This is a genomic window from Chitinophaga sp. RCC_12 (genome assembly GCF_041360695.1).
Lineage (GTDB): Bacteria > Bacteroidota > Bacteroidia > Chitinophagales > Chitinophagaceae > Chitinophaga.
Map to the genome: position 1 here is coordinate 313,301 of NZ_JBFUPS010000005.1, position 22,135 is coordinate 335,435.

Annotated in this window: 17 protein-coding genes; 11 read left to right on the forward strand and 6 right to left on the reverse strand. The window is 48.8% G+C overall.

The annotated features are described in order from the left end of the window. Positions 1 to 43 precede the first annotated feature (43 nt). The 4 genes from AB6805_RS17090 to AB6805_RS17105 are packed head-to-tail and all read left to right on the forward strand — an operon-like array spanning position 44 to position 6,799. Positions 44 to 1,243 carry a FecR family protein gene (locus tag AB6805_RS17090; protein ID WP_370910653.1) on the forward strand — a complete coding sequence of 400 codons (1,200 nt, stop codon included), beginning with the start codon at positions 44 to 46 and terminating at the stop codon, positions 1,241 to 1,243. Positions 1,244 to 1,287: 44 nt separating this feature from the next. Then, a complete protein-coding gene (locus AB6805_RS17095; protein ID WP_370910654.1) occupies positions 1,288 to 4,614 on the forward strand; it encodes a TonB-dependent receptor in 3,327 nt (1,108 codons plus the stop codon). Between the two features lie 17 nt (positions 4,615 to 4,631). Further along, entirely contained in the window at positions 4,632 to 6,059 is a 1,428-nt protein-coding gene (locus AB6805_RS17100) for a RagB/SusD family nutrient uptake outer membrane protein (RefSeq protein ID WP_370910655.1), read from the forward strand. Continuing rightward, positions 6,059 to 6,799: a GDSL-type esterase/lipase family protein gene (locus tag AB6805_RS17105; protein WP_370910656.1), complete on the forward strand. Its 741-nt coding sequence runs from the start codon at positions 6,059 to 6,061 to the stop codon at positions 6,797 to 6,799. Before AB6805_RS17100 ends, AB6805_RS17105 begins: the two co-directional genes overlap by 1 nt. A 108-nt stretch (positions 6,800 to 6,907) precedes the next feature. Here AB6805_RS17105 and AB6805_RS17110 read toward each other — a convergent pair whose 3' ends face one another. From AB6805_RS17110 to AB6805_RS17130, 5 genes are all read right to left on the reverse strand, one after another. Continuing rightward, positions 6,908 to 8,047 (reverse strand): redoxin domain-containing protein, encoded by a 1,140-nt coding sequence (locus AB6805_RS17110; RefSeq protein ID WP_370910657.1) that lies wholly within the window; start codon positions 8,045 to 8,047, stop codon positions 6,908 to 6,910. Between the two features lie 66 nt (positions 8,048 to 8,113). Continuing rightward, positions 8,114 to 9,574 (reverse strand): RagB/SusD family nutrient uptake outer membrane protein, encoded by a 1,461-nt coding sequence (locus AB6805_RS17115; protein WP_370910658.1) that lies wholly within the window; start codon positions 9,572 to 9,574, stop codon positions 8,114 to 8,116. A 10-nt stretch (positions 9,575 to 9,584) separates the two neighbouring features. Beyond that, entirely contained in the window at positions 9,585 to 12,968 is a 3,384-nt protein-coding gene (locus AB6805_RS17120; protein ID WP_370910659.1) for a SusC/RagA family TonB-linked outer membrane protein, read from the reverse strand. A gap of 231 nt (positions 12,969 to 13,199) precedes the next feature. Further along, entirely contained in the window at positions 13,200 to 14,378 is a 1,179-nt protein-coding gene (locus tag AB6805_RS17125; RefSeq protein ID WP_370910660.1) for a FecR family protein, read from the reverse strand. Positions 14,379 to 14,418: 40 nt separating this feature from the next. Then, the gene (locus tag AB6805_RS17130) at positions 14,419 to 14,973 is read right to left on the reverse strand and encodes an RNA polymerase sigma factor (RefSeq protein WP_370910661.1); all 555 of its coding nucleotides are present in this window, start codon (positions 14,971 to 14,973) and stop codon (positions 14,419 to 14,421) included. A gap of 219 nt (positions 14,974 to 15,192) precedes the next feature. Between AB6805_RS17130 and AB6805_RS17135 the strand changes: the two genes are divergently transcribed. Further along, positions 15,193 to 15,792 carry a sigma-70 family RNA polymerase sigma factor gene (locus tag AB6805_RS17135; protein WP_370910662.1) on the forward strand — a complete coding sequence of 200 codons (600 nt, stop codon included), beginning with the start codon at positions 15,193 to 15,195 and terminating at the stop codon, positions 15,790 to 15,792. A 9-nt stretch (positions 15,793 to 15,801) separates the two neighbouring features. After that, positions 15,802 to 16,071, forward strand: coding sequence for a hypothetical protein (locus AB6805_RS17140; protein ID WP_370910663.1), 270 nt, complete (start codon positions 15,802 to 15,804; stop codon positions 16,069 to 16,071). A gap of 3 nt (positions 16,072 to 16,074) precedes the next feature. Here the strand turns inward: AB6805_RS17140 and AB6805_RS17145 are convergent, their stop codons facing one another. Continuing rightward, positions 16,075 to 16,764, reverse strand: coding sequence for a peroxiredoxin family protein (locus tag AB6805_RS17145; protein ID WP_370910664.1), 690 nt, complete (start codon positions 16,762 to 16,764; stop codon positions 16,075 to 16,077). A gap of 130 nt (positions 16,765 to 16,894) precedes the next feature. Here AB6805_RS17145 and AB6805_RS17150 point away from each other — a divergent pair, with 130 nt between their 5' ends. The 5 genes from AB6805_RS17150 to AB6805_RS17170 all read left to right on the forward strand — a co-directional run bounded on the left by AB6805_RS17150 (position 16,895) and on the right by AB6805_RS17170 (position 22,026). Further along, positions 16,895 to 18,202, forward strand: a complete 1,308-nt coding sequence (locus AB6805_RS17150) for a spondin domain-containing protein (protein WP_370910665.1) — start codon at positions 16,895 to 16,897, stop codon at positions 18,200 to 18,202. A gap of 107 nt (positions 18,203 to 18,309) precedes the next feature. Next, positions 18,310 to 19,107, forward strand: coding sequence for an SDR family oxidoreductase (locus tag AB6805_RS17155; protein ID WP_370910666.1), 798 nt, complete (start codon positions 18,310 to 18,312; stop codon positions 19,105 to 19,107). Positions 19,108 to 19,123: 16 nt separating this feature from the next. After that, entirely contained in the window at positions 19,124 to 20,044 is a 921-nt protein-coding gene (locus AB6805_RS17160) for a helix-turn-helix domain-containing protein (RefSeq protein ID WP_370910667.1), read from the forward strand. Positions 20,045 to 20,168: 124 nt separating this feature from the next. After that, a complete protein-coding gene (locus AB6805_RS17165) occupies positions 20,169 to 20,762 on the forward strand; it encodes an RNA polymerase sigma factor (RefSeq protein ID WP_370910668.1) in 594 nt (197 codons plus the stop codon). A 76-nt stretch (positions 20,763 to 20,838) separates the two neighbouring features. Then, a complete protein-coding gene (locus AB6805_RS17170) occupies positions 20,839 to 22,026 on the forward strand; it encodes a FecR family protein (protein ID WP_370910669.1) in 1,188 nt (395 codons plus the stop codon). The last annotated feature ends 109 nt before the right edge of the window (positions 22,027 to 22,135 follow it).

Sequence of the window (22,135 nt, forward strand, 5' to 3'; positions counted from 1 at the left end):
CAGCGTCTATCTATTAAAGGCAGCTATTCCCTGCCATCCACGTATGAGTGAAACTGATTACAGATTAAGCCGTTTGTTCGAGCGTTATATTAATAATACCTGCACCCGCGAAGAGCTGGAAGAGCTGTTGACAGCCGTGAAGCAAGGACCGGTGGACGACGCCCTGCGCCTGGCTATGGAACAGCACTGGCTCAACAGTCGCGGTGCGGCAGGCATCCCGGATGCCGAAGCCAAACTGGAAAATCTTCTCACCAACACGCGCCCACCGGCAGATCAACTGGAGCACGAAAGCGACACTCCCGTTATCCCGGTACGCAGGGTATACCGCTGGCGTTACGCTGCTGCTGCCGTAGTAGCGTTGGGACTAAGCGCTATGGGATACCTTTACCTGCAACGATCAACTACTCCTTCTGCCATAGTTCATCACAACATCTTAAAACAGGATGTGCCACCTGGAGGCAACAAAGCCATGCTCACCCTGGCGGATGGTTCCACCGTGGCGCTGGACAGCGCCTCCGGTCGCGTGATGCAACAGGGTAATACCTCCATCCATTTGCAGAACGGCCGCCTGCAATATGATGTAAACGGTGCAAGTGCTGCGGCTGACTTTAATACCCTGGCTACACCCCGCGGCGGACAATACCAGCTGGTACTGCCGGACGGCTCTAAAGTATGGCTGAATGCGGCATCCAGGCTGAAATATCCCACGGCTTTCACAGGGAAGGAAAGAGTAGTGGAGCTGGAAGGACAAGGATATTTCGAGATCGCAAAGAAAGCAGGACAGCCGTTCAAAGTGCGCGTTCACAACCTCGAAGTGCTGGCACTGGGCACCAGCTTTGACATCATGGCCTATGATGATGAACGGACCATGAACGCCACCCTGCTCGACGGTGCCGTAAAAGTAAGCATGAACAAGGAAACAACGCTTTTGCAACCCGGGCAACAGGCCGCAGTTGTACGCGGCGCTGATGGCATCGCCGTCAACAAGGTGAATACGGACCATGTGATTGCCTGGAAAAACGGCTACTTCTCTTTTGTGGACGCGGATATCCACACTATCATGCGACAGCTTTCCCGTTGGTACGACGTAGAGGTCAGCTACGCAGACGGCGTGTCGCAGGGAATCTTCTCCGGGGAGATCGGGAAGGGCCTTACCCTGGCGCAGGCGCTGCAAACACTGGAGCAGGCAAGGGTGCATTTTAAAATAGAGCATGACAGGCATATCGTCATACTGCCGGAATAAGTAAATAAATAAGTAAATAAACGTATCAACCAATCTTCCATGTTATGTACAAATTAATGTTATCGCTATTCCTGTTTTTTTTCCTGAAGGCCACTGCTGTCTGTAACTCCCAGCAGATCACCTTCAGCGGGAAGAACGTTCCACTGGAAAAGATGTTTGCAGTGATCAAACAACAGACAGGCTATGTATTCTTTCATCGCAACGAGGACATGGCCGCGGCCAAACCGGTCACCGTTGCCTTTAACAACACGCCGCTGGAAACAGCGCTGAAGATGATGCTGAAAGACCAGCCACTGCGCTATTCCTTGCAGGGTAATACGGTGGTCATCAGCCGTAAAATAACATCGCCCGCATTGCTGGGAGCGGAGCAACCCACCATTGACAACTTACAGGGCAAAGTGGTGAATGAAAAGGGTGTGCCAATACCCGGCGCTACCTTGCAGGTGAAAGGCACCGGCCGGGGCACTACCACCAATGTAACCGGTGTATTCACGCTCGCCAATGTACCGGAGAACGCGGTGCTGGTGGTTTCCGCACTGGGATTTAAATCAAAGGAAATAACTTTATCACCGGGCCAGAGCAGCATCACCGTTACCCTGGAAGGCGATACAGAAGCCCTGGGAGAAATAGTGGTAGTAGGTTATGGTCAGGTAAAAAAGAGTGATCTCACCGGCTCCGTTGCCTCCATACCGGTGGGAGAAATCAGGAAAGTGGCCGTTACTTCGCTGGATCAGGCCCTGCAGGGAAGGGCCGCCGGCGTGCAGGTAACGCAGAATTCCGGCGCTCCCGGTGCCTCCACCACTATCCGTATCCGCGGGGGTAACTCCATACAGGGCGACAATGAGCCGTTGTACGTAATTGATGGTATTCCTTTCAAGAATGCCGGCGCAAACACTGGTTCCGCCTTTAACGTACTGAGTACCCTCAACCCGGCGGATATTGAATCGATCAACATCCTGAAAGATGCTTCCTCCACAGCCATCTATGGTTCCCGTGGCGCCAACGGCGTAGTGATCATTACTACCAAAAGAGGAAAAGCAGGCAAGTCTGTTATTAACTTCGATACCTACTACGGCACGCAGAACGTGCGCCGGAAATACCCGGTGCTGAACGCAAGCGAGTACGCGCAGCTTGTTAATGAAGCCAATACCAACGATGGACAGCCTGCCGTATACACACCAGACCAGGTAGCCGCTTTCGGCAAAGGCACTGACTGGCAGGATGAAATACTCCGTACCGCTCCTATTGCCAATTACCAGTTGTCTGTCAGCGGTGGTGATGAAAAAACGCAATATGCCCTGTCTGCCGGCTATTTCACACAGCAGGGGATCGTGAAAGGATCTGACTTTAACAGGTATTCCTTTCGCGTAAATATCGACAGGAAACTGACCAGTAAGATCAAGATAGGCAACAGCCTGACCGTGAGTCGCACGGTGAGTAACCAGGCTAAGTCTGATGGCAACCTGGGCTCTGCCGGTCTGGCAACAATGGCGGCGCTGCAGTTTCCACCTCTTCTCTCCGTATATGATAAGGATGGTAAATACCTGATTAATGATCCCAAGCTCACTTTCCCGGCTGATAACCCGGTAGCGCTGGTACAGGACTCGAAGAACCGCAATACCGCCTACCGTGTTTTCGGTAATGTATTCGGCGAATATGAAATACTCGAAGGGCTTAGCCTGCGGGTGATGTTCGGTGCAGACGCTATTCTGCAAAAGCAGGATAACTATCTTCCGCGAAGTGTGGCCAGTGGCCTCTCCCAGGGCGGTGTAGCCTACATCTACAATGAACAGAATATTACCTGGCTGAATGAAAATACCCTTACCTATACGAAAAGATTCAACCGTGTACACAACATTACTGCCCTGATAGGTTATACCCAGCAGGTAAACCAGACGGAATACAGCTCTTCATCTTCCCGCAGTTTTGTAAATGACAACCTGGGCTCGGGCAACCTGGGCGCAGGCGCAATACCCGTTATCCCTTCTTCAGGTGTTGGCGGATGGGGGCTGGAGTCTTACCTGAGCAGGGTAAATTATAGCTATCGCGATAAATATTTACTCACCGCTTCTTTCCGTGCAGATGGGTCCTCCCGGTTTGGTGCCAACAAGCGCTTCGGCTTTTTCCCTTCTGCCGCACTGGCATGGCGGGCGAGCGAAGAGCCTTTCCTGAAAAGCGTGAAACAGATCAGCGAATTGAAAGTCAGGGCTACCTACGGTACTACTGGTAACCAGGACGGTATCGGCAATTATCCCGCGTACTCCCTGTTGGGCACCCAGAACTATGTGCTGGGCAACGCAGTAGCCACCGGTATTGGCCCCAACCAGATCTCCAATCCGGACCTCTCCTGGGAAACCACCTCGCAGGCCGATCTGGGCATTGACATTTCCCTGTTCGACAGCAGGATCAGCCTCACAGCAGATGCTTATCTGAAAAAAACCAGGAACCTGTTGCTGAATGTAACCATTCCCAGCACCTCCGGCTATTCCAGCGCTTATAAGAACCTGGGCCAGGTAGAGAACAAGGGGATAGAACTTAGTCTCTCCACGGTGAACCTGGACGGTGCTTTCAAATGGACCACAGATATCAACTACGTGATTAATCGTAACAAAGTGCTGGATATTGGCGGCGCCCCGCAGATATTTGCTGGTGAAGTAGCCAACATAGCACAGAACGTCAACTCCGGTATTATCCGTGTAGGTGAGCCATTAGGCTCTTTCTACGGCTATGTAACCGATGGTATTTACCAGTCGGCAGAAGAACTGTCGGCACTGGCAGATCCGAATGCGAAGAAACCAGGCGACCGCAGGTACAAAGATCTGAACAACGACAAGAAAATAGATGATGCAGACCGTACCATCATTGGTAATGTACAGCCCAAATTTGCAGGCGGCATCAGCAACACCTTCTCCTACGGCGGGTTTGATCTCAGCATTTTCTTCCAGGGCGTATATGGCAATAAAATACTGAACGCCAACCGCTTTGAACTGGAGTATCTCACCGGCACTTTGAACCAGGACCGGGATATGCTCGACCGCTGGACGCCCACACATACCAATACGGACATTCCGCGCGCCACCAATGCACGGCCTACTAACCGTATCTCTACGCGACAGATTGAGGACGGCTCCTATCTGCGGCTCAAGAACCTGCAGCTGGGCTACAACCTGCCCGCTTCCGTACTGAAAGCCCTCAAGGTGCATTCCATCCGCGCGTACGCGAGTGTACAGAATCTTGTTACCTGGACAAAATACAGCGGCTATGACCCCGAGGTGAACCGCTTTGGACAGGACAGCCGCAGCCAGGGTTTCGACTACGGCAGCTATCCTACCGCCAGGACCGTGCTTTTTGGGTTAAATGTCAGCTTCTAACAAAAATATTTCTGCATATGCAAAAGTTTATTCTTTTTTTATTGTTGATAACAGGCGTATCCTGCGGAAAGCTGAACGAAGTGCCGCAGTCCAGCTTCACACCTGCGAATTTCTACAAGAATGCGGACGACGCAAATGCGGCCGTTAATTCCGTATATGACCTGGTGAACACCGCCAGTCTGTACAACCAGTCTATGTGGGTGCTGATGGATCAGGCCACGGATGATGCCGAATGGGGCAGTGGCCGCTCCACGGTTAACCAGTCGAAGAACGATCTTGACAAATACACTTTCACACCGGCTACCGCTACTTTCCAGGTGGTATGGAGCGCCTGCTACCAGGGCATCAACCGCGCTAACACAGTGCTGGAACGGGTACCGGCTATCTCTATGGATGATGTGCTCAAAACGCGTCTGCTGGCTGAAACAAAATTCATGAGAGGATTCTACTATTTTACACTTGTGCGATTATTCGGCGGTGTGCCACTGGTATTACAGGAAACCACCTCACTCAGTGACCTGGAAATATCCCGGAAAACCGTGGACGAAGTATACCAGCAGATCATAGCAGATTTTACGGATGCGGAGAAAGTACTGCCGGCGTCTTACACGGGAGCAGACAAAGGCAGGGCCACCAAAGGCGCGGCAACAGCTTTCCTGGCAAAGGTTTACCTGACCCGGCAGGACTGGGCCAAAGCCTCCGCCAAATGCAAGGAAGTGATAGACCTGGGTGTGTATGACCTCTGGACTAATTTTGCAGATGCTTTTGCCATTGCCAATAAGAATGGCAAAGAAGCCGTATTTGAAGTGCAGGCGCTGGGAGGCGGCGTAGGAGAGGGCAGTTTCATGCAGGGCTATATGCGGCCCGGTTTCGACAAGGTGAATGGCGTTTCTGGCTTTGGCGATGATCCTCCTACAAAGAACCTGTATGATGCCTATAGCCTGCCGGACAAGCGCAGGGATGTAACCATCCGGCTTTATTCTGCCACCACCACACCTCCCGCACCAGCGAATATTCTTTTCCCGGGATATGTATGTAAATACCTGGACCCTTCCGCCACGGCTACAGGGGAAGGCAGCAACAACTTCCCCATTATCCGCTATGCTGATGTACTGCTGATGTATGCAGAAGCATTGAATGAGCAGGCCGCTGGTAACGTGGAAGCCTATACGGCAATTAACAAGGTCAGGGGAAGGGCGGGCCTCGTGGATCTGCTGCCCGGACTGAGCCAGGCTGCATTCCGCGACAGCGTGTTGTTGGAAAGACGTCTGGAACTGGCTTTTGAAGGGCATCGCTGGTACGACCTGGTAAGGACTAAACGGCTGGCCAGCGCGCTAAAAGCGCAGAACCCGGCTATTGTTGTTTTGGAAAAACACTACCTGTATCCTATCCCTCAAACAGAACGGGATGTAAATAAGAACCTGACACAAAACCCGGATTACTGATGATGCATCGCAGAACATTTTTACAAACAGGCTTACTCACTACCTCGGTGGCCTTCCAGGAAAAATATTTTTCCTGGAAGCCTGCCGTGAAAGCCACGCCGGCAGCGGACCCGCAGGTGATCAATGCGGGTGTTGGCGGCAACAATACCATTGATCTGCTAAAACGGATCGACCAGGACTGTTTGTCACACCGGCCTGACCTTACCATCCTGATGGCGGGCACCAACGACATGAATAGCATGAAGTATGTGCCGTTGCCGCAATATGAGGCGAATGTCCGCAGTATGGTTAAACAGATCATGAACATCAACAGCCAGGTGCTGCTGATGACCATATTACCAGCTTACGAGCCTTACCTCTTCACGCGCCACAAGAAGGAGTTCTATGAGCCTGAAGGGTACCAGGAAAGGAACCGGCAGGTGAATGAAGTGATCCGTAAAATCGCGGCAGACAATAAACTGCCGGTGCTGGACATGCACCATGTTTTTGAAAAAACAGGTAATATAGGCACTGATGCGGATAGCCTTCTCCGTAATGAAGCCAACAGCGGTAAAACGGATGGCCTGCATCCCACCCCGGAAGGATACCGCCTGATGGGCGTTGTAGTATATGAGGCGATCATACAGCTGCAGTTGCCGCATAACAAAGTGGTTTGTTTTGGCGATAGTATTACATTGGGCGATGGCGGCGTATCCGGAAAAAGTTATCCCGCCGCCCTCAAAAGATTGCTTGGTTCCTGAAAAATAAGATATGGAGGGCAGTGGCTGGAGTAGTGATGATATAAAATAAAACAAGGGCCGGCTGAAAAGTAGTTTTGTACTTTTTAGCCGGCCCTTATAATTCTTAAGCTACTTATTCAGCAGCTCCGTAAGCCTTTCATGCAAGGCTTCACCACGCAGGTTTTTCGCAATGATACGTCCCTGCGGATCAATGAGGAAATTTTGCGGGATGGCGTGTACTTCGTACAATTTCCCTGCTTCATTTTTCCATCCTTTCAGATCGGATAACTGCTGCCAGGGCAGCTCATCTTTCTTCACCGCACCAAGCCATGCGTCTTTGTTGGTATCCAGTGATACGCCAACGATCGTAAAGTTTTTCTGGTTGAATGCCTGGTATGCTTTCAGTACGTTGGGATTTTCTGCCCTGCAGGGCCCGCACCAGGATGCCCAGAAGTCGACCAGCGTATATTTCCCTTTGAAATCAGAAAGCTTAACCGGTTTACCGTTCACATCGTTCTGTGTGAAATCCGGCGCAAATACACCAATTGAAAGTCGTCCCAGATTATACAGCTTTTTTGCGAATTGTTTACCGGTTCCGGTGTTGCGCAATGCCGGGGAAAGTCTTTTGAAAAAAGGCGCAATACGCGGTACATCCACATCCTTGCCTGCCACCTCCATCAAGGTAACGAGACTGATGTATGATGCAGGATTTTGACGGATGAAAACATATTTCAGGGAATCTGTTTCTTTTGAAACGACCTGGTATTGTTTCATCACAGTATCTATAAAGTGGGGATCTTTTTTTTGCTGTTGTGTTGCAGTGCGAAACATGGAGTCCACAGCTTTGCCCAGCTGTTCCCTGTGGGAGAGTACCGTCTGTTTGTACCGTTTGTAATCGTTGTTTACAGGGCCTCCTGTAATTGCTGCATGGATTACAGAATCGGTGCCGGTCATTTGAATAGCCCCCTTTTCAAGGTAGCAATCATTAACATCTGCAGTCTTCTTCCATTTTGTAAAATCTTCTCCGGTATGATCAATGAGTACGTGCACCATCGCAGGATCTTTCACCTGCCCGCTAAACCGGAAAGAACCTTTATTCAGCATAGCGGAGTCGAGGACCTGCTGGTTGCTCCAGCCATAGTTTGTTATCAGGTACGCCTTCGCAGGAGTGGTAAGCGCAGGTAGTTTGATGGTCAGTGTGTATGTGCCGGACTGGGCGACTACCGATCCCGGCGCCAGTATGGCTGCCAGTATAAAAATTTTCTTCATGAAAAATTGATGTGTTGAGAACGGACAGGATGGTTTGTTTTATCATTATCCTGTCCGTTAATCAGGTTATTGAAGATATCCCGGGTTGGGCGTTAAATTCGGATTTTGGAGGAGGTCAGCGGGCGGTATTGGCCAGTAAGACATATAGCTCATCCAGGTAGTGGGTTTGGTAGGCGCTACGGTGGCCATTACGGCGTCGATGACGCCGGTGCGTTTCAGATCGAAAAACCGGTGGCCACATTCTGTAAACAGTTCGGTTTGCCTTTCTTTAGCGATAGCCCTGAGCAAAGTGGCCTGTGTGCCTGCTGGCAGTGCTTCGAGGCCCGCGCGTAAACGCACTACATTCAAATCTTCCACGGCATTACTTTTATTTTGCATGGCCCTGGCTTCCGCCCGGATCAGGTATTGCTCTGAAAGCCGCAGCAGTACCTGGTACTCCGCATTGGTGGACGGGGATTTATATTTGGCGGGGAAATAGTACACCGTTGCCGGGGCGGTAGAAGTGGCAGCCACCGTGGAGGTACGCACCCAGTTGGTGAAGCGTGCATCGCCGGGTTCAAACGTGTTGGTCAAAAGATTGCTCAGCTTAACGAAGACACTGGAGGAGGCAGGACTTTGCGGCGGCACAATTGTTTCCGGCATACCATTGTTGTAGAAGGCGTATTCATTGGTGAATTTAGGGTTGTTGGTCGCCAGTGCCCAGATGGTTTCCCTGCTGTTGGCAACAAACACCTGGTCAGGCGGCAGCATTGCATAATTGGTGTTGCTGATCAGCTCACCCGCCTGCGCTTCGGCATTGGCCCAGTCCTTCGCATAGAGGTACACCCTTGCCAGCATAGCAGTAACCACGGCTTTGTTGGGACGGAAGCGGTTAGTGGTAGTAACCCCGTAACCATTTTTATACTCATTGTCTAAAAGGGATTGGGCCATTTTAAGATCGGCAATGATTTGCTGGTACACATCAGCTTCCGGTGCGCGGAACAACCGGTTGTTTACCGTATAATCGTTCGTCAGCGCCAGCGGTACCGGGCCATAAATATTAACCAGGTAATAATAAAAATAGGCCCGCAGGAAATAGCACTCGCCCAACCATTGATTTTTATAAGCGAGGTTACCCTTGCTGGCATTGATGCCCTGGATAGCAGTGTTAACGGTGAAAAGTTTTTTATACAAGTCGGTCCAGTTGCCGCTTTGCCCGCTTTGAATCGCATTCTTATAGAACACATCTGCAAAATTACCGGTCAGCAAACTGCTGAGTTCATCGGTATACAAACCCATGGTATAGCCAATGTTGCCACTCGCGGAACCGGTAAAAGGGCCGGTATTGTTCATGGTCAGGTAAATGCCGGTAACCACTGTTGATGCCATGTTATCGGTGGAATAAACATCCACCGCTGCAATGGTATTGGCCGGTAACTGGGTACCATCCAGGTATTTTTCGCAGCTGGTTAGCGTGATGCCCAGCAAAGTGGTAATGGCCAGCAGCTGTTTTGAAAAACTATAATTGACAGGAAAGATCATCTTCATTTTCATTGCATTAAAGTGTAACATTAATTCCGGTTGTAAATACGCGCAGTGGCGGGATTACGCCTGCATTCAGGTTTTCCGGATCGAGACCATCGAATTTGGAAATGGTAAGGAGGTTTTGTCCCTGCAGGTACACCGACAGATTTTTGAGATGCAGCATTTTGTTTACTTCCGGGCTGAAACTATAGCGGATGCTTACATTCTGTAACCGTGCGTAAGTGGCGTCGCTGTAGCCGCCGGTACTGCTTTGCAGGAGGCCTTGCCGGAAGATGCTGGTGAACTGGGAGCTTAACTTTGGAATATCGGTTATGTCGCCCGGTTGTTGCCAGCGGCGCAACCAGATAGTAGAACCATTTAAGCCATAGAGTCCAAAAGGAAAGGCGGTTTGACCAAGAAAGTTCTGTCCGGTGCGGCTGGTGAAGTTGAAGGTGAAGTCGAGCGTCAGCCCTTTATAGGTAAAGGAATTCTGCAGTCCGCCAAAGTATTTCGGCGCCAGGTCTACAAATTCGGTTTTATCGGCCTGCGTTAATCCCCCGGAGTAATCAGCCACATTTCCTTTCGCATCGGTAAAACTGTAGTTGCCGGTTTCCGGGTTTACCCCGTTGTATTTATAGAGTAGTATACCGGTAACGGGTTTGTTCAGCACATAGTTGGCATTTTGAGTACTCGACGGTAATCTCAGCAGTTTGCTTTTAGGTATGGAAATATTGAACCTTGTTGACCATGTAAAATTCCTGTTTTTGATATTGGTGGAACTCAGGCTGATTTCCATGCCACTGGTACGTATCAACGCATCAGAGTTTAAGGTATAGCTGGGATAACCGGTAACAGTTGACAAGGGCTGCCCCAGCAGCTGATTGCCGGCACGATTGGAGTAATAGCTAAAGTCGGTCGTAATCCGGTCGTGAAAAAATCCCAGCTCCAGGCCGGCTTCCGAGTTAAAATTACGTTCCCAGTTCAGCAGGGGATTGGGAAGTGAGTTGGGTGTCAATCCTACCTTTCCATCGTACGATCCGCCGATGACGCTATATGTTTCCAGGTACCGGAAATCGCCAATGGCATCGCCGCCTACCACGCCGCTGCTGATCCTTATCTTACCAAAGCTGAGCCACGGCAGGTGATCAGTAACCAGCTTTTCCTGGCTGAAAATCCAGGCCAGCGCTGCAGAACCAAAGTTCCCGATACGGCGGCCAGGGCCAAACTTGGTAGAGCCATCGCGTCGTGTATTGATATCGATAATATATTTATCGTCCCATACAAATTTTATAATCCCATACATACCGATGGACCGGTACTCCGTAAGATTGTAATTAGTAGTTACCGTAGATCCCGCAGAAGGATTATTCAGCAGGGCATCAGAAGGAAATCCTCTTCCGGTGATGTCGTCAAAATACGTTACCTGGTTGTTCACCTCGCCGCCCAGTTTAATGCTTAAATCACCTTTCTTACTGATTAAAGTATTGTATTCGCCATAGGGTGAAATAGTGATGGAGCGCGTATTATACTGATGAAGTATGCCCACCGTTTGCGTAGGGGCCTGGGTGTTAGTAGGATTAAAAACCGTAGTGGGATAGCCGATTAATTCCTTTCCGTTAATGGTATTGTAACCAAAAATACTGCGGAGGGTCACTTTTTTGACCGGCCGGTAAGTGAGCGTTGCATTGGCCAGGAGATTATTCGTCACATTTTTATACAGCCTGTTAGCGTTGCTGGCAGTGCCGCTGCTGTTTAGGTCGCTTCCGATCGACGCCCAGTTGATGCTCCCGTCTTCGTTATAAGCCGGTGGTGCATTGGGAGGAGTCAGTGCGCTGACGGAGAAATCGTAAGGTACCATATCATTTTTTGAAGAGAGATAGGTACCGCCCAGGGCTAAACTGAATTTATTGTTGGTGCTGCCGGTGTTTAACGCAAAACGGAGAGAGCCATCCCTGTTTGATCCGCGGTGGCGTTGTATGTTACCAATATCACGGAGACTTCCGCTGATCAGGTACGTGGTGTTTTGTGCACCTCCGCTGTAAGAAAGGTTTACATTAGAAGTTGCAGCCGATTTTCCCATGAATTCTTTCCGCCAGTTAGTGTAGCGGTCGGCAGGCCAGACGCCATTCAGATCATTATCGCTGGCCGGTATTTCCAGTTTATCATTTGCCAACGCTTCGCGGCGGAGCATCAGGTATTGATCGGTGTTGAGTAATTTGGGTGTTTGCCCGTTCACCGATACGCCGGTGTAGATGTTGGCATTGAACGACTGTTGGGTGGACCTGGATTTCTTTGTAGTAATCAGGATCACGCCATAGGCACCGGAGGAACCGTAAATAGCGGTGGCATCCACATCTTTGAGCACATCGATGCTTTCAATATCGTTTGGATTGATGTAATTCAGGCCGCTGCCCCCCTGCAGAAAAGTTTGTGTGCCGTAGGAGGTATTATTGGAAAGAGGTAACGTGCCACCAGGGTAACGTACACCGTCCACGATGATCATTGGTTGTGTAGCCCCGGTGGTGAGGTTGGCAGAGCCGCGCATCCTCACAGTAAATGCACCTCCCGGCTGACCGGTTACCTGCTGGATAAATAATCCGGGCACCTTTCCCTGCAGCGCTTCCAGAACATTATTTACGGGATTTTTTTCGATCTCCTTTGACGTTACCGTAGTAATGTTACCGGCATTAAATCTTTTGGTGGTGGTACCATAGGCCGTTACCTGCACTTCATCTATGGGTGAAGTGCTTAATGCCAGCTGGATAAGGAGCGCAGAAGGGTTGCCTGAAACCAGTTTTGAGGCGCTTGCTGAAGATCCGTCAACTCCGGAAGACTTCCGTTTGGCAGGCAGTTCAGCTGATACCACCTGGAAATTACTGCCGGTGAAACGCAGGAAGAGCGGAGCGAAGCCGACAGCAGATACTTTAATAACATCTCCCGTATTCGCATCAAAAGAAAAAGAACCGTTGGCAACAGAAGTAGTTCCCTTATTGGTTCCTGTAATCACAATATTCACGCCCGCTAAAGGTTGTCCGTCGGCAGAACGGATAAAACCTTTAACAGGAATGAATGTGGCAGCAGGGGGGGCGGAAGGGGAAGCCAGCTGGCCGGAGGGCGCAACCGGAAGTTTTCGGGAAACAAGAATGGTCTTGCCCTCGATCACATATTCTAAAGGTTGATTTTTAAAGACATCATTCAGCAGCTCCCGCAATGGCAGGTTATCAGCAGAAAGGGACACCGGTTTGGCATCGGCCAGCACGCCTTTCTGATTCAGCAGTACATAGCCCGTTTGCTTTTTAATAGCGGTGAACACCTGCTTCAGCGTCAGGTTCCGGCCGGAGATGGTGACATGCTGCGCCATGCTGGCGGCGTGGGCATGAATAAAAGCAGCAGTTAATAAGAAGGTCGTTAATTTCATAGCCCTCAGGATTTTGGTTCTTTTTCTAAAGGGCTTGCTGAATCCTTCATTGACGGATTGCGCAATACCCGGGTGCTGCCCCGCACGAACAGGGGGGCAATAGCATTTTTTTTGCATAGATTTGCAGCAGATTTGGTTGTTAATAAAAGTGGTTGGTGAACCGTTTTTTTGACTAATTAAATTCATCCACCGTCACAGTTAGCGCTGTGACGGTTTTTTATAATAAAGGTATTATTGCACAATCAGCTTCCTGCCTTCCAGGCGGAAATGTATACCAGTTCTGCCGAGCATCACCAGCAGGCCGTTTAGCGAAACGTCTTTGGTCATTTCCCCTTCAAACGCAATATCCGGAACGCCCTTTTCATACACGACTTCAATATCGTACCATCGCTCCATCTGGCGCATGATTTCCGCGAAGCTCACTCCATCAAAATAGAAGATGCCATTTTTCCAGGCCATCACTTTATCGGTGTTGGCATTTTCAATCACCCGTATGCCCGTTTTCGCGGCGCTTTCAATTTGCGCCTGCTGGCCTGGCCGGAGAACTACATTGCCCGGTTGGCGCCCGTTGGAGAAGGCCGCTACGCGTACCGATCCTTCCAGGAGGGTAGTGGCAATCGTTTGTTCATTTTCGTAAGCATTCACGTTAAAATGTGTACCCAGCACTTCTATTTCGGCTTTATTGTTCACGCTCACCCGGAAGGGCATGGCCGCATTTTTAGCGACTTCAAAATAGGCTTCGCCAGTAACCGCTACTTTTCTTTCTTGACCGGAAAACAGCGTAGGGTAGCGTATTGAACTGGCTGCATTCAGCCATACCTGCGTACCATCCGGTAAAGTGACCCGGAATTGCCGGCCTTTTGGAGTAGACATGGTGTTGAAAACGATTTCCCCGTTGGGCGCTCCTGCGGGATCGTAGGCCAGTTGCCCGTTTGCCAGTACCAGCTGCGTGCCGTTCTGTTTTGCGATTACGCCGTTGTGGAGGCTATCCAATGCTACCCGGGAGCCATCGGCCAGGGTAAGGATGGCGCCCTCCCTGCCGGGGGCAATGTCTGTGGGTTTAGCAGCTATAGCAGCTGGCGGCGTATTTTTTTTATGGGTAAGCCAGAAATAGGCGCCTGCGGCCAGTACCAGCAGGATGATGGAAGCCGCTGCCCAACTCCGGCGAGGCAGGAAGTGCATGCGGCGTGCGGGCTTATCGCTGTTTAAGGCCCGTTGCAATAAAGGCAACAGTGCCTCGTCCTGCGTGGCGTTCATATCCAGCTCGCCTGCCAGCTCATCAAAGACTGCCTGTAATGCCTCCTGGTGATCAGGGGCCTGTAACAGCTGCTGAAACTCCACCTGCTCGGCGTCGCTCAGGCTTTTATCCAGGTATTGCCCTGCCAGGTAATATATGCGTGTATTTTCCATGCGCTATATATAAGATGCGGGAAAGGAAGACTTGTCACTATCACTTTCTGAAAAAAAGTAAAAAAATAATAATGGCGGGTAACCGGGCGGAGTCTGGCAGAAAACTGCGGATGGTTTGAAGGGCAGCGCTGATGGCATTGCGTACATATCCGTCTGAAAGGCCGAGGTGGGCGGCGATTTCTTTTGTGCTCAGCCCTTTTTCCCGGCTCAGCTCATAAATGGTTCTGCGCTGTGGGGACATTACCTGGAGCGCGCGTTTCACCGCATATTGTATTTCTTTCACCGAAATACTACTCAATGCGTGGTTGAAGCTGGCGTCTTCCTGGTGAAGGTCGCCCAGCTTAGTATTATACAAGGATGTTTTGCGGAGGTACTGTAAACATTCATGAATGGTGATTTTCCTTAGCCAGGGACCCGGGAGCTGTACGTCTCTTAGCCGGTCCCTGTTCAACCATATCTTAATAAAAACTTCCTGTAACACCTCCTGTTTGGCCGGCTCACTATGGAGCATGCGTAAGGCGAGCAAAGCCAATGGTGTGGAGTAAAGATTAAATAAAGCTGCAAAAGCAGTTTCATCCCCCTCAGCTATGCGCAAAAGCAGCTCCTTTTCAGTATATGTTTGGTTAGATGACAATTATTTTTTAAGGCCGGATTATTTCGCAAACTAGGGCAAAAAATGATAAGAAAGTAATGGTTAGTGTAATTTATAGAGGAGGTTCTAAAATAAAAGAAGAAATCCTGTAAGGTTTTTCTGTCTTTTCCGACTAACATCTGCTACGGGGAAACCGGAAAAAATATATTCGTAAATTCATATATGCAAAGAGATCAGAACAAAGATATCATTGCCGGCGGCAACACACTCGATCCGCATTCCTGGGTGAGTAAGTATGCGGATTACCTGTATACGTATGCCGTTACACGCATTAATGATGAGGATCAGGCGAGAGACCTGGTACAGGAAACCTTTCTGGCCGCCCTGGAAAAGGCCGGTACATTTGAAGGCAGAAGCACAGAGCGAACCTGGCTTACCGCTATTTTAAAATTTAAGGTGATAGATGTTTATCGCAAAAACTCCTCCGCCTTTGCTAAACGAGCTAACCTTAGCGATGCTGAACAGGAACACCAGGATTTTTTCGATGCCGTCGACGGGCACTGGAATGATCAGCACCGGCCAAAAGAACTGGGAATTGAACGGCCTGACGCGCTGGAAAACAAAGAGTTTCAGCGGATACTCCAGCTATGCATGAAGAAGCTGCCAGTGTTGTGGCTTTCGGTTTTTACGATGAAGCATATGGATGATGAATCTACCGAAACCATCTGCAATACCTTAAAAGTATCCGCATCAAATTTCTGGGTGATCATACACCGGGCAAAAGTAAATCTTCGCGCCTGTCTTCAAAAAAACTGGATTTAATCAACCGCTATGAATGGATTAAAAAAGATCGCCTATAACTGCCGGAAAGCCACTTTCCTGATTGAGAAGCAGCAGATAGGCCGCATTACACTCCGTGAAAAACTGGAGCTGAGAATCCACCTCATGGGATGTTCCATCTGCAAAACATTCCAGCAGCAGAGTATCATCATCAATCAAATGGTACGCAATTTCTTCCATTCAGCTGGCCAGGCTGAACGGAAGCTGGATGACAAATTCAAACAGGAGTTGCAAAAGAGTATAGATGATAAACTGAGATAGCATTTATATCTCCTCACGCAGGGCTCCTGCAGCCGCTTTTAACAAGGAAGCGCTTACCCGTTGGGTAATATCCGGGTTGATATATTCAAAAAGAATAGCGCCTTTCCTGCTGATAATAAAAACGGATGGTACGGGCAACAATTTGTTCACGTTTTTACCACCGGAAGTTTCCTGTAAAAATGAATCATAGTGCTGAGGGCCTTTAAAAGCAATCCCGAATTTTTTGGCAGCGTCCAGGTCTGCATCTGATAAAAGCGTGTAAGTAAGTTTTTGTTTGTTTAATGTTTTATTAAGATTTTCCGGGCTGTCCGTGCTGACAGCAATCACCTGGTAGCCCATATTTACAAGGTCCTGCTCAATTTCCTGCAACCCCGACAGTTGTTTTGAGCAGTAGGGACACCAACCCCCACGATAAAAAACGAGGATGGCCGGCTTTTCCGCTACCGACTTATTTAAGTCAAAACGTTTCCCTGAAGAGGTGGGCAGTTGCAGCATAGGTATGGCTTCGCCTATCAGCAGGGGACTGATGTCTTCCGGTTTTACAGGAACACCTGCCACCATTTCTACCGTGTCTTTTACAGTTGCCATCGCAGTATCGCCTGAACTTAAAAGACCTATCACGGCGAGCGCAACGCAGGCATTCTTCCAGCTGGCTACGCTGAAGTACTTGTGTTTATTAGCGTTTGATTTCATATGATCTGTAGATTTTTTTGCTTTAGTCGTATGAACCCGCCGGTCCTTACAAAAAGAATTGTTTTAAAAAGACAGAAAAAACTGTAAGGAATAAACCCGCTGCCCGACAAAGCAGGAAAGACCATACAACATGAAACACATAAAAAGAATTGCTCCCTGGGTGGCTGCTGCGCTGATCCCCCTGGCATTGCCTGCCTGTAAGAAAGATCATTCAGATGGCCCGGATGGCGCAAGTGAGAAAACAACCATCACCATTGAAAACGTTTTAGATTCCCGGCCCCTGGTAGAATCCGGCGCCTTCCAGGGAACCGGAACACCGGCACTGATTTTACCGGGGCAATCGGCTGCCATCACATTTTCCGCCGCCAAGGGAGAAGCCATCACCTTTGCCACGATGTATGGCGCATCCAACGATTTGTTTTTTGCACCGGAAAATCCCGGGATACTGGTATATGACCAGGACGGAAAACCCATTGAAGGCGATGTTTCTTCACAGGTAAAACTATGGGACAATGGCACCCGTGTAAACCAGGCGCCAGGGGCTGGTGTGGTCCATCCGGGAACTGTTGAAAATAAAAACATCTCGGAAGTCAGTGGTACCGACGCCCAGGGAAATACCTATCTCCCTGCTTCCAAACTGGTAAAAGCAACCCTGAAATACAACGGGAACTCACAGTTTACCCTGACCCTGCAGAATACTTCAGCAGGAACGGCTAACGAAACGCCTTTAAGTCCTGGTGTATGGGCCATATCCTATATCGCAGGTGGCAATTTACTCAATCCATCCCCGCTGTATGTTAAAGGAATGTCCTCCGCCAATGGTTTAACCTCCATCGCTGAAGCGGGGAATAACATGCCGCTGAAAACGTATGTAAGCAGCATCACCGGTATATTTACGCCGTTGTCTCCTGTGCTGGTAGTGGTGTATAACGGAGTAGAAGATCCGTTGTTTAAAGTGGGAGAGAATGACCGGAACGAAGGATTGAAAGAACTGGCCCAGCAAGGGAATGCGAATATACTCGCCGCGTCATTGAAAACAAAAAGTGGCATTAAATCGGTGTATGTGCTTCCTGCGCCCAACACCACGGTATTGCTTCCAAAAATAGGGGAGCAGGCGGGGGGAAATGTTTCTCGGGAAATTACCGTTACAAAAGGCGACAGAGTGGCGATAGCTACTATGTATGGGTTCTCTAACGACTGGTTCTTCGCCACCGGTTCAGACGGCATCGATCCCTTTAAAAAAGGCGATGCTTCTACTAGTATCGCCCTATATAACAATGGAACTGCGGTTGATCAGTTCCCGGGAGCAGGTGTTACACAGTTCAATTTGGCAGGAACGCCGCTCACGGAAAGCAAGCCGATTGCGGTGGTGCCCAATCCCAATCCATTTACCACCTTGCCGGGCATCCCGGAAATGATAAAGGTTACTTTTAAATAGTTGGCATAACGTCGCCTGTCATTTCGGCTACATCAAAACTCAATTTGGCAACATATAGCTTTCCATAGTATCAGACCTTTGAGATGTAAAATTAAATACATCGACAAATGAAAACGATCTTCATTACAGGAGCATCAACAGGTCTGGGCAAAGCAACTGCCAGGTTATTTCAAAGCAAGGGATGGCAGGTAATCGCCACCATGCGTAAGCCGGAAAATGAAACGGAGCTTTCACAATTGGAAAATGTGATCCTGTTGCCGCTCGACGTTACCAATCCGGGGCAAATTGACGATTGCGTAAAGAACGTTACCGCAAAATATGATGTGGATGTGGTACTCAATAACGCGGGATATGGACTGATGGGCGCTTTGGGGGCATTAACCGATGAGCAGATTGTAAAACAACTGAACACCAATTTACTCGGCGTTATAAGAGTTACAAAAGCATTTATTCCTTTTTTCAGGGAAAAGAAACAAGGCTTGTTTATTACGATCACTTCTATCGGAGGATTGGTGGGCTTCCCCCTCGGCTCTACCTATCATGCCACCAAATGGGCCCTGGAAGGCTGGAGTGAATCTTTATCTTATGAACTGAGCCAGGATAATATCGGCATTAAAACCGTTGCACCGGGTGGTATTGTTACCGATTTTGCGGGTAGATCGCTGGAAATGGGGAGTCACCCGGCTTACGAGGACATGATGCAGAAAGTGTTTGCACTATTCGATCCTGAAGCTTTTTCAACAGCAGATGAAATAGCCGGACTGGTATATGAAGCGGCTACGGACGGGCAAAACAAAATTACCTATGTGGGTGGTGAGTATGCAAATGCGTTATACAACAGACGCCTGGAAATTGGTAAGGAAGCAGCCCGGATCGAGTTGGGTAAAAGTGTGTTAGGAAATTAAGTCTTAAATTTGATAAATGAAGAAGTCAAATAATATCCCTGCAAAAATAGATTCCATTTCAGAACTTAGCAGGTTAATGGGGGTACCAAAACCCGTGCATCCTTTGATTGGTTTTTTCGACAACACCAGTATCAAAGTTGACGTCAGTCAGCTGCCTGAATCTTTGTTGCTGAATTTTTACAAGATATCATATAAATTCAATCAGAAAGGCAAAATGGGTTATGGGCAGGGATATTATGATTTTGATGAAGGCGGAATGGTGTTTACTGCTCCCTATCAACTGATCACCATCCCGAATGAAGTGGTGTATGAAGGGTTTTCATTGCTTTTTCATCCCGACTTTATCAGGAACTATCCCATTGGGCAAAAAATTAAACAGTACGGATTCTTTTCTTATGATACCAACGAAGCCCTGCATTTATCCGATAAAGAAAAACAACAGATTTTTGCTGTTGTCGAAAGTATAAAAGAAGAACTCAATAATGCTATTGATGCCTTTAGCCAGGACCTCATTGTATCCTACATTGAAGTATTGCTTAACTATAGCAATCGTTTTTATAAGCGGCAATTTATTACACGCAAATCTGTGAGTCACGATCTGCTTACCGGCATGGAAGAGTTGCTCAATAGGTATTTTGATAAAGATGAAGGATTGCAGAAAGGTCTTCCTTCGGTTGAATTTCTGGCAGAGCAGTTAAACGTGTCACCACGATACCTGAGCGATATGCTACGTTCGCTCACCGGGCAAAATGCCCAGCAGCATATCCACGAAAAACTGATTGAAAAGGCAAAGGAATACCTGATGTCTACCCAGCTCTCGGTGGCTGAAATTGCTTACCAACTGGGATTTGAGCATCCTCAGTCTTTTAATAAACTCTTCAAGCGGAAAACCAATTTAACCCCCGTAGCGTTTAAGCAGTCATTTCAGGATAATTAAAACAGCGATCGCTTACCCCAAAGCCGCCACTTTTCAAAAGCCGGACAGTATTGTTTTGTAAATTAGAACAGGTTGTATTATTTTCATGCATCACTACCCGTTATAATTAACACTGATACCATCCGTGATCCACGCTAATGAACAGGAATTGTTGCTCTCCGTTGCAAAAGGAGATGAGCGGAGCTTCCAGGTTCTCGTTAAACAATACTGGCCGCAGGTGTATGGCACGGCGCTGCGCCTGACACGTTCTCCCGAACAGGCGAAAGACCTCTCACAGGATATCTTCCTCAAATTATGGAACAACCGGGAAAAGCTTCCCGGCGTGGAAAAAGTGGGTACGTTTATATATGTATGTGCCCGCAATCTTATCATGGACCACCTGGAGAAAAAGGTGCTGCATACCGATAATATTGAATTCCTGGCCGATCATCTTTCCGAAGCTCCATTCAGCGACGCCCAGTCGGGTATGGAATACAAGGAGCTGGAAAAGATCCTGCTGCAGGCCATCGAACATCTCCCCGAGAAAGTAAAGACCGTGTTTGTATTGCATCGTTTTAACGGGCTAAGTCATGTGCAGATCTCCCGGAAACTGAATATTTCCGTGGTAAGTTCTCAAACCTATATTGTACGGGCCTTGCGCAGCATCCGGGAGTATTTAAGCCGGCATTCCGAAAGTGTTTTCGCCTTGCTATTCCTGGCTTCCAATCATTTTTTATGAATTTTTCAGTTTTACTGTCTTACCCCTTCTTTGTTTCCCGTCCTTATAACGGGAGATATTAAATCTGTATCAGCATATGTCTGAAATTACATTTGAAGAACTGTTTAAAAGATACATGAGCGGAACGCTGAACGCCGGAGAGATCCGGTTGTTCAGGAGCATGGCCCTGCAGCCGGAAAATAAAGCGTTGCTCTCCCAATTGTTGCAGGAAGCCTTTAATGATCCCGCCTATGCTGAAAGCGCAGATTTTGACGCCGGCGAAATGGCGCTGGAAGTGATGATGAAAGCGCGGCAAAGTGAAGTTATACCGGTTTTACATCGTACAAAACCATCCATTGTTGCACGCCCCTGGTTTAAATATGCCGCCGCGGCAGCCATCTTTTTATTGCTGCTGGCTGTAAGCTGGGAGTGGAATAACCGCAAAAAAACAAATGTTATAGCGCAGGCGTCGCAAGCGCCAGAAGGAACAGCACGCCCCACGCTGATCCTGGGAGATGGCACCCGCATAGCGCTCGACAGCGCCGCTAACGGCGCCATCGCCCAACAGGGCTCCGCACAGGTAATTAAGCTGGCCAACGGGCAGTTGGCCTATAAACAATTTTCACAGAAGAACACCGGCCTGGTATACAATACCATGCAAACACCCACCGGCTGCCTGTACCAGCTTATTTTACCCGACGGCTCACATGTATGGCTCAATGCGGCTTCTTCTATCCGTTATCCCACCGCTTTCCCGGAGGATAAAAGAATGGTGGAAGTTTCGGGAGAAGCATACTTCGATATCGCCAAAGATGACAGGAAACCATTTATCGTAACCGCCAGAGGCATGGACGTGCAGGTATTGGGAACGTCGTTTAACGTAATGGCCTATGCCGATGAAGCTGCCGTGAAAACCACGCTGGTACAGGGCGCCGTAAAAATAAACGCGGACAGAATATTACATCCCGGTGAACAGGCGGTACTGTACCACGCTTCCGGTGAGCTGAGCGTGAACAAACCAGACATGGAAGAAATACTTGGTTGGAAAAACGGGGAATTTTATTTCAGGAATACCGACATCAGCACCATCATGCGGCAGATAGCGCGGTGGTATGATATAGAGATAAAGTATGAAGGGGATATGTCCGGCATTGAGCTCTCCGGCATCGTTTCCCGGACAGCAAAAATATCACAGTTACTAAAAGCACTTGAACTAACCAAAATCGTACGTTTTAAGACACAGGGAAGAACTATTACCGTGATGCCTTACCAGGAGGCCAATTAAATCATTCTTTTAAAACAGATATGTCATGACCTGATTGCTGCACGGATCATCCGTAGTAAGCACATCTGCTGAAAACCAACTGCCGGGGGCCCCCGGCGTGGCAAGCTGT